This window comes from Undibacterium sp. FT79W (genome assembly GCF_014284215.1).
In the GTDB taxonomy this organism is placed as follows: domain Bacteria; phylum Pseudomonadota; class Gammaproteobacteria; order Burkholderiales; family Burkholderiaceae_D; genus Undibacterium; species Undibacterium aquatile.
On record NZ_JACOGB010000007.1, the window covers coordinates 53,866 to 67,331 of the forward strand.

The window sequence follows — 13,466 nt, forward strand, 5'->3', positions numbered from 1 at the left end:
TATGACACAAAGCCGCACTCACTCCGTCACTGTCTTTGGCATTCCGAATTGCGACACCGTGAAAAAATCCCGCGTCTGGCTACAGGAACAGGCAATTGATTTTGTTTTCCATGACTTTAAAAAACAAGGTCTGGATCAACGCACGATCGAACAGTGGTTGCAGCATCTGAGTCTGGACGTGCTGATCAACCGCAAAGGTACAACCTGGCGTGCGCTGAGTGATGAACAAAAAGCCGCTGCCAGCCATCAGGAAGCAGCCATTGCTTTGATGCTGAACCAGCCGTCGCTGATCAAACGCCCGGTACTGCAAATCAGTCAGGGGCAGCAGATACAACATGTATCGGTTGGTTTTTCCACCGCACAGTTTGAAGATATTTTTAAAAAATAATGATGAGTAAAACCCTCGCCCTTACCGAACAACTGATCGCACTGGATTCAGTCACGCCCGAAGATAAAGGTTGCCAGCGCACGCTGATTTCCCTGTTAGAACCGCTGGGTTTTCATTGCGAAACCATACAATCCGGCGACGTCACCAACCTCTGGGCACGTCGCGGCAATACTCAGCCTTTGGTCGTCTTCGCTGGCCATACCGACGTTGTGCCGACCGGCCCGGTGGCGCAATGGCAATCGGCACCATTCACGCCGACCCATCGGGATGGGAAATTGTATGGACGTGGCGCAGCCGATATGAAAACCTCGATTGCCGCCTTTGTGGTGGCGACCGAAGAATTCATCGCCGCCCATCCTGATCATCAGGGTTCGATAGGTTTTCTGATCACCAGCGATGAAGAAGGCCCGGCCACCGACGGCACTGTCGTCGTCTGTGAGCAGCTCAAAGCCCGTGGTGAACAACTGGATTACTGCATCGTCGGCGAACCAACCTCGGTCGATGTGCTGGGTGATACCATCAAAAATGGCAGACGCGGCACCATGTCGGGAAAACTGACAATCAAAGGCGTGCAGGGTCACATCGCCTATCCGCAATTAGCCAAAAACCCTATTCATCTGTTCGCACCGGCAATGGCAGAACTGGTGGCGGAAGTCTGGGATGAAGGCAATGAATACTACCTGCCCACATCGTGGCAAATGTCGAATATGCATTCTGGCACTGGCGCATCGAATGTGATCCCGGGTGACGCTGTCATCGATTTCAATTTCCGATTCTGCACCGCCAGCACCGCAGAAAGCCTGCAGCAACGGGTGCATGCGATTCTCGATAAACACGGCCTCAGTTATGATCTGAAATGGACTATTGGCGGCCATCCTTTCCTGACGCCGAAAGGCAATCTGAGTGACGCGCTGGCGGATGCGATTCGCGCCGAAACCGGCGTAGAGACCGAATTATCGACGACCGGCGGCACCTCCGACGGCCGTTTCATTGCCAAAATTTGCCCGCAAGTGGTAGAGTTCGGGCCGCCGAATGCCAGCATTCATAAAATCGATGAACACGTAGAATTACGCTACATCGACCCTTTAAAAAATATTTACCGCCGTACTTTAGAAAATCTGCTGAAATAAATTTCAGTAATTTCAGCAGAAAAATCACCGTGCATCCGCCTGAATCCGTCACAACAACGACACCATTCAGGCGATGCCATGGCAAGAAAGAATCCTATGACGACACCCGCCTCTACTTTTAAAACCCTGCGCGATTTATTGCGTTACGCAGTCAGCCGCTTCACCAAAGAACAACTGTTTTTTGGTCATGGCAGCAGCAATGCGCTGGACGAAGCCGCCTATCTGTTGCTGCATACGCTGCATCTGCCACTGGATAAAATTGAGCCGTTTTTAGACGCCAATTTATTGACCTCAGAAATCGACGCAGCCCTGCGCGTGATAGAACGCCGCGCCACTGATCGCGTGCCAGCATCGTATCTGACCAATGAAGCATGGCTGGGCACGTATAATTTCTACGTCGACGAGCGCGTGATTGTGCCGCGTTCCTTCATTGCTGAATTAATCCCCGATCATTTTTCTCCGTGGGTCAGCGATCCCGACAATATCAGCAACATACTCGAACTCTGTACGGGTTCCGGCTGCCTCTCTATCATGATGGCGGACATGTTCCAGAACGCGCATGTCGATGCGATTGATATTTCAGCCGATGCACTGGCGGTGGCCGAACGTAATGTCAGCAAATATGAATTACAGGATCGCGTCACGCTGATCGTATCCGATCTGTACACCAATGTGCCGGATAAAAAATACGATCTGATCATTACGAATCCACCGTATGTGAATTCCGGCTCTATGGATAAACTGCCGCAGGAATACCGGCATGAGCCACAAATCGCGCTCGCAGGTGGCGATGATGGTATGGATCTGGTACGTAAAATTGTTGCTGGTGCGGCGCAGCGCTTGACGAAAAATGGTTTGCTGATGGTAGAAATCGGCAATGAACGCGCGTTTGCCGAAGCTGCTTTCGCCGATCTGAATCTGACCTGGTTATCCACCAGTGCCGGTGACGATATGGTGTTTCTGGTGGAAGCGCACGATCTGGCAAAGTTCACCGCCTGATGCAGATGCTCGCCGCCAGATCAGTATTCCGGCGGTAATCGCAAAAAAAAAACAACAAATTGCAACCACGCAATACGAGTAGTAGCGGTAATAACAATGGTTAAGAGAACTGGGCAAAGCGTCATTTGCCCAGTTTTCACCCAAAATATACTCCCCGGAGTATATTTAAAAGCCCTTTATTTACGCTGACAATTACAGCAAAAAGCAACATACTCCCCTTATTTTAAGTTTATATGATACGTTTGCAGCAAGTCGTTCTCGCCCGTGGCACCAAGCCTTTATTCGATAGCGTCGATGTCACGCTCAATCCCGGCGACAAAATCGGCCTGATCGGTTCCAATGGCGCGGGCAAATCCAGTTTGTTTGCGATGTTGCGCGGCGAGCTGCATCCGGATCAGGGCAGCATAGAATTCCCGGCCAAATGGCAACTCGCCCACGTCGCGCAAGAAACCCCGCCACTCGAACGCAGTGCGATTGATTACGCCATTGATGGCGATGTCACTTTGCGCAAACTCGAAGCCGAATTAGCCGAACTCGAAGCCCAGCCTGAAAGCCACGACAATGGCATCGCCATTGGTAATCTGTACGGCTCGCTGGCGGATGCCGACGCCTACACTGTGCGTTCACGCGCCGAACAATTACTGATCGGCCTTGGCTTCAAACTCGAGCAACTCGAAGAATCCGTCGCCAGTTTTTCCGGTGGCTGGCGTATGCGGCTCAATCTGGCGCAGGCGCTGATGTGTAAATCTGATTTGCTGCTGCTCGATGAACCGACCAACCATCTGGATCTGGATGCCATCATCTGGCTTGAAGACTGGCTGAAACGCTATGCCGGCACGCTGATCATCATTTCACATGACCGCGATTTTCTGGATGGTGTGGCGAATGTCATCGTGCATATCGATGAACGCAAACTCAAACGCTATTCCGGTAACTACTCGGCGTTCGAACGCCAACGTGCGGCACAGCTGATTCTGGCAGCGGGCACGATAGAAAAGCAAAACCGCAAACGCGCCCATCTGGAATCCTTCATCAGCCGTTTTGCCGCCAAAGCCTCCAAGGCGAAACAGGCGCAAAGCCGGATCAAAGCGCTGGCTAAGATGGAAGAATTGGCACCGCTGCGGGCTGCCGCTGAATTTTCATTTGAATTCCGCGAACCACTCAGCGCACCGAATCCTATGCTGGTGATGGAAGATGTCGATTGCGGCTATCGCATCGAATCGGCAACCGATCACAGCTTCACAGAAAAATGCATCGTCAGCGATGTGAAATTTTCTCTGCAAATCGGTCAGCGTATCGGTTTGCTCGGGGTGAATGGCGCCGGTAAATCAACGCTGATTAAAACCATCGTCGGCGATATTCCACCACTGCATGGCACCATGCAAACCGGCAAAGGTCTGTCGATCGGCTATTTCGCCCAGCACCAGGTTGAAATGCTGCGCCACGACGAATCCCCTTTATGGCATCTGGCCCATATTGCACCGGATGTACGTGAGCAGGAATTACGTAATTTCCTCGGTGGTTTCAACTTCCCCGGCACCATGGTCACCAGCCCGATCAAACCATTTTCCGGCGGCGAAAAAGCCAGACTAGCGCTAGCGATGATCGTCTGGCAACGCCCTAACCTGCTGCTGCTCGATGAACCGACCAACCATCTGGATCTGGAAACACGCGAAGCCCTGACCGATGCGCTGGCGCAGTTTGAAGGCACGCTGGTCGTGGTGTCGCATGACCGGCATTTGCTGCGCGCAACGACTGACGAATTCATCATCGTCGCCGATGGTAAATTGCAGCCCTTCGATGGCGATCTGGACGATTACAAAGACTGGCTGTTTAAAAACAAACTGGAAAAAGCCGCCACGCCTGCAGCATTACCGCAAAAAGAAAAGAAAGAAGCCAGCCTGCCGCTCGCCAAATCGATTCCGGTTGCCAAGGTTGATGATAAGGAACAGCGCAAACGTGATGCCGAGGAACGTCAGCGTCTGGCGAATGTCCGCAAGCCTATCGAGGCACGTATCAAACGCCTGGAAGACGAGATGGCCAAGCTCAATAGCAAAAAGAAAGACATCGATGTGCAGCTCGAAGACAGCGACATCTACAGCGATGCCAACAAGGAAAAACTGAAAACTTTGCTGCTGGATCAGGCTTATCTGGTGAAAGAATTATCCCAGATCGAAGCCGACTGGCTGGAGCAGCAAGAGTTTCTGGAAGCTGCTGTTTAAGGCTGATGGTGATGGCTTAGCATGTCAAAAGGGACGCACATCGCGTCCCTTTTTTACATCTGCATCCAATCACGCATAGTCACTAAAACCCACTCAAGCCCACTCACGCGGATCAACGCAGTAGTAGCTTTTCAATTGCGCAAATAAGGCCGGATGATGCAAGGCCAGCGCTGTACTCTTCTTGAAAAATGCTTCGGTGGTGACGGCAAAAAATTCTGCCGGATTCGTCGCGCCATAAGGATCTATCACATCAGGATAAGGCTGCTGATGGTGTAGATGACTATGCGGATGATGCGACTGTATCGCTTGCTGTAACTGGGCAAACTCTGCCGCCATCACTTGCGACCACGCCTGATAGGCCGCCGCATTCGGCAGCGCAGGTGCGCCATTTGTACTGCCGGTTTCGCTATCGAGCTGATGCGCGAATTCGTGCAACACCACATCTTGTCCACGCGCTTCCGTCTCAGCATTATGCGCCGCCTGATCCCAGGCCAGAATCACGCGGCCATCGCTCCAGGATTCTCCACTGAGGCCTTGATTCGTATGCGTGACCACCCCGCCGCTATGCATCTCTTTGCGCGGCGCGACAAATGCGGACGGATACACCAGCACATGCGTCAGTTGCGGATACACGTCCGAGGTACGATTCAGCAACAACAGACAGGCTTTGCCAGCAATCGTGACCCTGATCTCATCGGTGATGACCAGACCATCACAACCGACAAAGGTTTTCTGATATAAAAACTGGCGGATGCGGCGCTTTAATTGCATCTGCAAATCCGTTGGCATGTGTTTATACGCAGGCAGATTTTTTCGCAGAATTTTTGAATAATTCAAAGGAAATGCCTGCGACAACACATAGCGCAGCCGGGCGCGCGGCACAACGAATACGCTCAGGATCAATGCCACCGTAATGAATAACAACCACCCCATATTTGCGCTCCATTTCATTCAACGTCATCTCTGGCCGCAAATACGTGTCAGCCCAGCCCTGCGGAATATGCTTGTATGCTGATTGCATACCTCATACAAAATGGGCATGAGTGGAACGAAGTCAAGTGCTGTATTTGCTTTGTCTGAGAACAGGGGTATTGGCAGCAGAAAAACATGGCGTCGGTATCGACGTAACTTGGGCGGATAGATCAACACGTGACAGCGAGGCCAGACGACACGCTCAGCAAATATTTATCTGGACATACAAATCGCATTGTAAAATTCACATTACCACGCTATTTTTACTGTCATTTTCCCACTTCTGGACACTTATTTTTATGATGAAATTTCTCTTATCCGCTTTGTTATCCTTTGCCACCGTACACAATGTCAACGCGCAGGATTATCTCGATGCAATGGCAAAGCGCTCTTGCGAATGTGTAGAAAAACTTCCGGAAAATATCAATAAGCAGTCGATAACGATGCAGGTAGGATTTTGCATATTGCAATCAGCCACTCCGGACGACAAACTGAAAATACTGAAAGATCATCAGGTCGATATGAATAATCCCATGAAAGATGGGCAAAAAACGGGCGAGCTTGTCGGTGCACGAATGGCGTCCGTATGTCCCTCGACATTGATAAAGTTAACATCTGATGCGATAGAGGCACGCGGCTCTATCAGCGGAAAAATTAATAAGGTCGATGCGGATAACTTTGTCGTATTTTCTTTGCAGGAAGCATCTGGAAAAGTCAGTAAATATATCTGGCTGACGCAGGTGAACAGTAATCTGGATCTGGCAGCTTCATACAAAACCCTGATTGGCAAAACTGTGAAAATTTCGTTCGAAACTAAAGACGTTTTTGATCCTAAAATTGGCGAATACCGGCCGTTTAAAATTATCACAAATCTGCAGGGAAATTAAATTCACCCAAAGTCTGTTATCTGTTTGCATGCCGCACACAGTGTGCATCCCCGGGGTTGATGTTCCATTACAGGAACTGTGACACATAAAAAAAAGCTGCGATGAAAACCGCAGCTTTTTCATTTCATCCACATTGCTTTTTGCAGCAATGCAGATGCGCCGTCAAAATGGATTATTTGACTTCGGTGACAAATTTAGCAGTCGGACGACGGACTTTTTTCAGATTGACTAACCAGTCTTTGTCTTCTTCGCGATAGCCCAATGGCAGGATCACGACGCTGCGCAAGCCTTTGGCGCGCAGACTGAGGATTTCGTCCAGTGCGGCTGGGTCAAAACCTTCCATCGGTGTGCTGTCGACTTGTTCTTCGGCTGCCGCAACCAGCGCAGTACCGAGGCCAATGTAAGCCTGACGCGCAGCGTGCTGGTAGTTCGTTTCTGCATCACGCGCTGGGTAAGTCGACAACAACATGTTGCGATAGTTTTCCCATCCTTCGTTTTTGAATCCGCGCTCGTCGTTGGTCAGATCAAACATCATGTTGATGCGTTCGGCTGTGTAGTTATCCCATGCGGCAAACACCAGCAGATGCGAGCCTTCAGTGATCTGTGCCTGATTCCAGCCGATGGCTTTGATTTTTTCACGAATTTCAGCATTCGTCACCACCAGCACTTCGTATGGTTGCAAACCACTGGAAGTTGCGGTCAGGCGGATCGCTTCAAGAATACGATCCACTTTTTCTTGTGGTACCGCCTTGGCTGGGTTCATTTTTTTGGTCGCATAGCGCCATTTCAATTTTTGAATTAAATCGGACATTACTGGCTTTCGATAAGAGATTGATCTTGATCAGATCTGATTTTCCATCGCACGTAGTAACCCGTTGCAACGGAATATTCGTTCTGATTAGGACTACTATATCAGGTTGCGCCATTTGTTTCACAAGAGGGCTTTTTTCGTCCCATTGCAAAAATCTGAACGAGAGCATCGTCAGCGATAGCGCCGATATTTTCTATAGAAAACACATTTTTTGGGGAGTATATGGCTTTTTACCCCATAACCTCCTTGATAAATAAGGCGCTATAAAAATACTCCCCGGGAGTATTTTCAGTACGTTGTAAGGCACTTCTGACTCTGTGTCATTGCTCAGCACAAATAAGATTCGGCGGGATACCAACTACAAAAAAAGCTGCTGCCAGCAGTTTCATTGATCTTTCGGCATAATGGCTACTGATGGTTTACAGTTCGGGCTACCGTTGTCTTGGCCTTGAATTCCTTTTTACACATCCATTTGTTTTTCTTTTTTGCCTGGGATCTAAAAAATGAGCACCCTCTTTTCTCCGTTCAAACTCGGCAACCTCACTCTTAAAAACCGCATCATCATTGCCCCTATGTGCCAGTATTCCGCCGTGGATGGTGCAGTCGGCGACTGGCATCTGATGCATCTTGGCAGTCTTGCCACTTCTGGTGCGGGCATGTTGATTATCGAAGCAACTGCAGTTGAGCCTGCAGGTCGCATTTCGCCATACGATGTCGGTCTCTGGTCAGATGCAACGGAAGCTGCGCTGGGTAAAGTTTTGCAGTCGGTACGCCAGTATTCCGCTATGCCGATCGCGATACAGCTCGCGCATGCAGGTAGAAAAGCATCCAGTCAACGTCCGTGGGATGGTGGCCAGTTGATTGCCGAAGCGGATGGTGGCTGGCAAACCGTGTCAGCATCTGCGATTCCACACAACGCCAAAGAAACCGCGCCGCTTGCGCTGGATGCAGCCGGATTGGAACGCGTCAAACAGGCTTTTGTTGATGCGGCAAAACGTGCGCATCGACTGGGAATTGACGCGATTGAATTACATGCCGCGCACGGTTATCTGATGCACCAGTTTTTATCACCGTTATCGAACCAGCGTACAGACCAATATGGCGGCAGTCTGGAAAACCGGCTGCGTTTTCCATTAGAGATATTTGATGCGGTCAAAGCGGCGCTGCCAGATGGTTATACGCTGGGCATACGTATTTCGGCCAGCGACTGGGTTGACGGCGGCTGGGATGTCGCGCAAAGCAGCGTCTTCACCAAAGAGTTAGAGCAACGTGGCTGTGCATTTATACACGTATCCAGCGGCGGCCTCTCACCTTTACAACAGATTCCACTGGAACCCGGTTATCAGGTGCATTTCGCCGAAGCAATCAAGAAAGTGACTACGATGCCAGTGATTGCTGTTGGGCTGATTACCGAAGCCGAGCATGCAGAAAGCATTCTGAATCAAGGGCAAGCGGACATGATAGGTATTGCCCGTGGCATTCTGTATGACCCGCACTGGCCGTGGCATGCAGCGGCAAAGCTGGGGGCAAGCGTCGATGTCCCACCGCAATACTGGCGCTCACAACCACGCGAATATAAAACCTTGTTTGGTGAAACCCGTATGGGCGGTCGCTGAACAACGGAAGTAATTAAAAAAGGACTGCCCTTCACATGGCAGTCCTTTTTTTCAGATCCAAGATAAAACCGCAGCAACACCCGTCACTGGTATCGCTGCGTTAAATCACGCTGCGTTGCGTGACTGCTTCCTTATACCGGGCGACGTGGTGCTTCGACCGTTGCGGGCTTTTGTGATTTCACAACCTGCATCGCTGTCGCGATTAATCCGCTCATATCACCCAGATTCGCTGGCACGATAATCGAATTATTTGTCTTCGCCAGATTACCGAATGCGCCGACATATTGCTCTGCCACTTTCAGATTCACGGCATCAGAGCCACCTGGCTCCTGTATCGCTGCAGCCGTTTTACGGATCGCTTCCGCGCTCGCTTCGGCAATCGCCAGAATCGCCGCCGCCTGACCTTGCGCACGGTTAATGGATGCCTGCATCTCACCTTCCGATTTTGCAATTGATGCTTCACGTTCACCCGTGGCGATATTGATCTGCTCTTGTTTGCGGCCTTCAGAAGCTGCGATCAATGCACGTTTTTCACGTTCAGCGGTAATTTGCGCCTGCATCGCATGCAGAATTTCTTTTGGCGGCGTCAGATCTTTGATTTCATAACGCAATACTTTCACGCCCCAGTTTGCGGCAGACTCATCAATCGCGCTGACGATCGTGGTATTGATGTGGTCACGTTCTTCAAAGGTTTTATCGAGCTCCATCTTACCGATCACCGAGCGCAAGGTGGTTTGCGCTAACTGAGTAATAGCGGCGATGTAATTCGAGGAACCATACGAAGCACGCATCGCATCGGTAATCTGGAAATACAGAATGCCATCGACCTGCAACTGTGTATTGTCTTTCGTAATACATACTTGCGGCGGTACATCCAGCGGGATTTCCTTGAGTATGTGTTTGTACGCTATCCGATCTATGAACGGCACAACGATATTCAAACCCGGCCCCAGTGTGCTGTGATATTTACCTAAACGCTCAACGACCCAGGCGTGCTGCTGAGGCACAACATTAATTGTTTTGATCACAAACACAATTGCCAGCACTAACAGCACCAGAGCTACGCTACCTATTTCCATATAGTCACCTTAATTTTTATTGAAAATTTACTTAAAAATGTCTGCGTTTCTTGTCCTGCTTACGAGGGTTTGACAATCAGACGACTGCCCTGCACTTCATCAATCACATAGATCCCCGGATAACCGGTGGAGTGCTGTAATTCGACATCCCACATCGCGCCACGATACATCGCGCGTGCAATGTATTTACCATTTCCCTGATCCTGCCAGTCCTGCACCTGCAATGTCTGACCGATATCCATATTCACGTTCGGATCGTGCGCAACACTCTTATTTCCTTTCCAGCCGTATTTGCTGTTGTGTAATGCCAGTGTCGCCAGGCTGCCTACCAGCGCAGCGATTATCATCTGCGATGACGTTGACATTGTGAAAACAGCAGTAATTGCACCCGCTGCCAGCCCTATAGAAATCATCAGCAAATAAAAAGTGCCGGTGAATAATTCAAGTATGACGACCAGTCCGGCAATGACCGCCCACATCATCCATGCATTCATTTTTTGTTATCTCCTTGTTGTTCATTAGTGATTGCTGTCTTGTTAAGGCATTGCATTGTGATTTAATACAATAAAAGAAACATCGGTAATATATATGATAATTTACCCATAAAAAAAAGCCCTTGCGACCAGTTGGTAGCGAGGGCTTTTTTACGGAATGTGTTGATGTAATTGATTTTATTTTTATTTCGTTTTCAATGCTTCAGAGTTTAACCATTCGCTAAAAAATAACAATAAATTTATTAACTATGTGCACACCAAACAACGGAATAAAAATGAAAAAAACGCGAGAGAACATCACTGTTCATCTCGCGTTTTTTCAACGAAGATCAGAAAAAATTACTTACTGACTGCTGCCAGTTTTTGCCAAGTATCGACCACTGAATCAGGATTCAGAGAAATCGATTCTATGCCTTCTTTCATCAGCCATTCAGCAAAATCCGGATGATCGGATGGTCCTTGGCCGCAAATACCGACGTACTTATTCAGCTTACGGCAGGCAGCAATCGCTTTGGAAAGTAAAGCGCGGACTGCAGGATCACGTTCATCGAAATCTGCTGCCAGCAACTCAAGGCCAGAGTCGCGATCAAGACCCAACGTAAGTTGAGTCAGATCATTCGAACCAATCGAGAAACCGTCAAAGAATTCGAGGAATTCTTCTGCCAGAATCGCATTGGAAGGAACCTCGCACATCATGATCAGGCGCAAGCCATTTTCACCGCGCTTCAAGCCATTTTTCGCCAGTAAATTCACGACTTTTTCTGCTTGACCCAGTGTCCGTACGAATGGCACCATGATTTCAACGTTGGTCAAACCCATGTCATTACGTACGCGCTTCATTGCCTGACATTCCATCTCAAACGACTCATGGAAATCGGAGGCAAGATAACGTGCAGCACCACGGAAACCCAACATTGGATTTTCTTCATCCGGTTCGTAGCGTGAACCGCCAATCAGCTTTTTGTACTCATTGGATTTGAAATCAGATAAGCGAACGATGACTTTCTTAGGCCAGAATGCGGCTGCAATGGTCGCTACGCCTTCGGCTAATTTATCAACGTAAAAAGCTCTTGGCGATGCATGACCACGCGCCACAGATTCAACCGCTTTTTTCAGATCAGCGTCAATGTTCGGATATTCCAGAATCGCTTTTGGATGAACACCGATATTGTTGTTGATGATGAATTCCAGACGCGCCAGACCAACGCCATCATTTGGCACCGATTGGAAATCAAACGCCAGTTGTGGGTTACCAACGTTGAGCATGATTTTCAACGGCAATTTGGGCAGGTCGCCACGCAACTCTTCCGTTACCTCGGTTTCCAGCAAACCATCATAGATCTTACCTTCATCGCCTTCTGCGCAAGAGACGGTGACCAATGTTCCATCTTTCAGAACATCCGTCGCATGACCGCAACCAACCACCGCTGGCACGCCCAGTTCGCGCGCAATAATCGCGGCGTGGCAGGTACGGCCACCACGGTTAGTCACAATCGCGGAAGCACGTTTCATGACTGGTTCCCAGTTAGGATCAGTCATATCTGCGACCAGAACATCACCTGGTTGTACACGTTCCATTTCAGATGGATCATGAATCACGCGTACGCGACCCGCGCCGATTTTCTGACCAATCGCACGGCCAGATGTCAGCACAGTACCAGTACCTTTGAGTTTGAAACGCTGTTGTGCTTCGGTGGCACTTTGCTGAGATTTTACGGTCTCAGGACGTGCTTGCAGGATATACAGCTTACCGTCACGACCATCTTTGCCCCATTCGATATCCATAGGACGACCGTAATGTTTCTCGATGATCACTGCATACTTCGCCAGTTCAACGACTTCAGTATCGTTCAACGAGTAACGATTGCGCAACTCGACAGGAACATCCACAGTCTTGACCGAGCGGCCTGCTTTTGCTTCGCCGGTAAATTCCATTTTGATCAGTTTGGAACCGATATTGCGACGGATCACCGGCAATTTACCTTGTTCCAACATCGGTTTATGCACATAGAATTCATCCGGATTCACGGCGCCCTGCACCACCGTTTCGCCCAGACCATAACTGGAGGTGATGAAGACCACATCTTCAAAACCAGATTCGGTATCGATCGTAAACATCACGCCGGCTGCGCCGAGATCAGAACGAACCATACGTTGCACGCCCGCTGACAAGGCAACCTCAGCATGAGTAAAGCCTTTGTGAACACGGTAGGAAATGGCACGGTCGTTGTACAAAGAAGCAAAAACGTGTTTCATCGCTTCCAGCACGTTTTCGATACCAACCACATTCAGGAAAGTTTCTTGCTGTCCGGCAAAAGATGCATCTGGCAAATCTTCTGCTGTCGCAGAGGAACGCACAGCAAACGACATTTCTGCCGTCGAATCTGCAACCAGCTGGTTGTAAAATTCTTCAATCTCTTTTTGCAAACGTGGCTGAAAAGGTGTTTCCGTAATCCATTGACGAATTTCGGCACCAGCTTTTGCCAGTTCTTTGACATCATCAATATCCAGATGCTCAAGACGGTCAGCGATACGTTGCGCAAGCGAAAGACCGCCATCAACTGAATAGGATAAAAAATCGCGAAACGCTTGTGCTGTGGTCGCAAAACCACCCGGAACACGAACACCAGCGGAAGCCAGCTGGCTGATCATTTCGCCTAAAGATGCATTTTTTCCGCCGACGGATTCAACATCCGTCATGCGTAAATGCTCAAACGAAGCGACATAAGTCGCTTCGGTATTTGCTGCGTTGGACATAACAACCTCTTTTGATGGTAAGAAATCTTTGCTAAGTACTACTTCGTCGCTGACCAGATTTTTGTTATTCTTGGGGCTAGCGACTTTTCATATCCTGTTAACGCATTTTAC

Annotated in this window: 11 protein-coding genes; 6 read left to right on the forward strand and 5 right to left on the reverse strand. The window is 49.3% G+C overall.

Annotation, left to right across the window (positions count from 1 at the left end; genetic code table 11):
• Position 1: 1 nt before the first annotated feature.
• The 4 genes from H8K38_RS13485 (at position 2) to H8K38_RS13500 (ending at position 4,739) form a co-directional block, all read left to right on the forward strand.
• Positions 2-388, forward strand: coding sequence for an ArsC family reductase (locus tag H8K38_RS13485; RefSeq protein WP_186885360.1), 387 nt, complete (start codon positions 2-4; stop codon positions 386-388).
• A 2-nt stretch (positions 389-390) separates the two neighbouring features.
• On the forward strand, positions 391-1,518 hold the full coding sequence (gene dapE / locus H8K38_RS13490; RefSeq protein ID WP_186885361.1) for a succinyl-diaminopimelate desuccinylase: 1,128 nt from the start codon (positions 391-393) through the stop codon (positions 1,516-1,518).
• A 78-nt stretch (positions 1,519-1,596) separates the two neighbouring features.
• Positions 1,597-2,517 carry a 50S ribosomal protein L3 N(5)-glutamine methyltransferase gene (prmB, locus tag H8K38_RS13495; RefSeq protein ID WP_255422975.1) on the forward strand — a complete coding sequence of 307 codons (921 nt, stop codon included), beginning with the start codon at positions 1,597-1,599 and terminating at the stop codon, positions 2,515-2,517.
• A gap of 233 nt (positions 2,518-2,750) precedes the next feature.
• A complete protein-coding gene (locus H8K38_RS13500; protein ID WP_186885362.1) occupies positions 2,751-4,739 on the forward strand; it encodes an ATP-binding cassette domain-containing protein in 1,989 nt (662 codons plus the stop codon).
• A gap of 93 nt (positions 4,740-4,832) precedes the next feature.
• Here the strand turns inward: H8K38_RS13500 and H8K38_RS13505 are convergent, their stop codons facing one another.
• Positions 4,833-5,690 (reverse strand): zinc-dependent peptidase, encoded by an 858-nt coding sequence (locus tag H8K38_RS13505; RefSeq protein WP_255422976.1) that lies wholly within the window; start codon positions 5,688-5,690, stop codon positions 4,833-4,835.
• A 320-nt stretch (positions 5,691-6,010) separates the two neighbouring features.
• On the opposite strand from H8K38_RS13505, the gene H8K38_RS13510 reads away from it, so the two are divergent.
• Positions 6,011-6,598: a hypothetical protein gene (locus H8K38_RS13510; RefSeq protein ID WP_186885363.1), complete on the forward strand. Its 588-nt coding sequence runs from the start codon at positions 6,011-6,013 to the stop codon at positions 6,596-6,598.
• A 172-nt stretch (positions 6,599-6,770) separates the two neighbouring features.
• Here H8K38_RS13510 and H8K38_RS13515 read toward each other — a convergent pair whose 3' ends face one another.
• Positions 6,771-7,409, reverse strand: coding sequence for an NAD(P)H-dependent oxidoreductase (locus H8K38_RS13515; RefSeq protein WP_186885364.1), 639 nt, complete (start codon positions 7,407-7,409; stop codon positions 6,771-6,773).
• A 503-nt stretch (positions 7,410-7,912) separates the two neighbouring features.
• Here H8K38_RS13515 and H8K38_RS13520 point away from each other — a divergent pair.
• The gene (locus H8K38_RS13520; RefSeq protein WP_186885365.1) at positions 7,913-9,025 is read left to right on the forward strand and encodes an NADH:flavin oxidoreductase/NADH oxidase; all 1,113 of its coding nucleotides are present in this window, start codon (positions 7,913-7,915) and stop codon (positions 9,023-9,025) included.
• Between the two features lie 131 nt (positions 9,026-9,156).
• Here the strand turns inward: H8K38_RS13520 and H8K38_RS13525 are convergent, their stop codons facing one another.
• The 3 genes from H8K38_RS13525 to ppsA form a co-directional block, all read right to left on the reverse strand.
• A complete protein-coding gene (locus H8K38_RS13525) occupies positions 9,157-10,104 on the reverse strand; it encodes an SPFH domain-containing protein (protein WP_186885366.1) in 948 nt (315 codons plus the stop codon).
• A gap of 59 nt (positions 10,105-10,163) precedes the next feature.
• Positions 10,164-10,598 carry an NfeD family protein gene (locus H8K38_RS13530; RefSeq protein WP_186885367.1) on the reverse strand — a complete coding sequence of 145 codons (435 nt, stop codon included), beginning with the start codon at positions 10,596-10,598 and terminating at the stop codon, positions 10,164-10,166.
• 339 nt (positions 10,599-10,937) lie between these two features.
• Positions 10,938-13,355 carry a phosphoenolpyruvate synthase gene (gene ppsA / locus H8K38_RS13535; protein ID WP_186885368.1) on the reverse strand — a complete coding sequence of 806 codons (2,418 nt, stop codon included), beginning with the start codon at positions 13,353-13,355 and terminating at the stop codon, positions 10,938-10,940.
• Positions 13,356-13,466 lie beyond the last annotated feature (111 nt).

Excerpts from the sequence above, each read along its gene's own strand:
- H8K38_RS13485 (WP_186885360.1), top strand. The coding sequence starts at position 2 with ATGACACAAAGCCGCACTCACTCCGTCACTGTCTTTGGCATTCCGAAT.
- dapE (WP_186885361.1), top strand. The coding sequence starts at position 391 with ATGAGTAAAACCCTCGCCCTTACCGAACAACTGATCGCACTGGATTCA.
- prmB (WP_255422975.1), top strand. The coding sequence starts at position 1,597 with ATGGCAAGAAAGAATCCTATGACGACACCCGCCTCTACTTTTAAAACC.
- H8K38_RS13500 (WP_186885362.1), top strand. The coding sequence starts at position 2,751 with ATGATACGTTTGCAGCAAGTCGTTCTCGCCCGTGGCACCAAGCCTTTA.
- H8K38_RS13505 (WP_255422976.1), bottom strand. The coding sequence starts at position 5,690 with ATGAAATGGAGCGCAAATATGGGGTGGTTGTTATTCATTACGGTGGCA.
- H8K38_RS13510 (WP_186885363.1), top strand. The coding sequence starts at position 6,011 with ATGATGAAATTTCTCTTATCCGCTTTGTTATCCTTTGCCACCGTACAC.
- H8K38_RS13515 (WP_186885364.1), bottom strand. The coding sequence starts at position 7,409 with ATGTCCGATTTAATTCAAAAATTGAAATGGCGCTATGCGACCAAAAAA.
- H8K38_RS13520 (WP_186885365.1), top strand. The coding sequence starts at position 7,913 with ATGAGCACCCTCTTTTCTCCGTTCAAACTCGGCAACCTCACTCTTAAA.
- H8K38_RS13525 (WP_186885366.1), bottom strand. The coding sequence starts at position 10,104 with ATGGAAATAGGTAGCGTAGCTCTGGTGCTGTTAGTGCTGGCAATTGTG.
- H8K38_RS13530 (WP_186885367.1), bottom strand. The coding sequence starts at position 10,598 with ATGAATGCATGGATGATGTGGGCGGTCATTGCCGGACTGGTCGTCATA.
- ppsA (WP_186885368.1), bottom strand. The coding sequence starts at position 13,355 with ATGTCCAACGCAGCAAATACCGAAGCGACTTATGTCGCTTCGTTTGAG.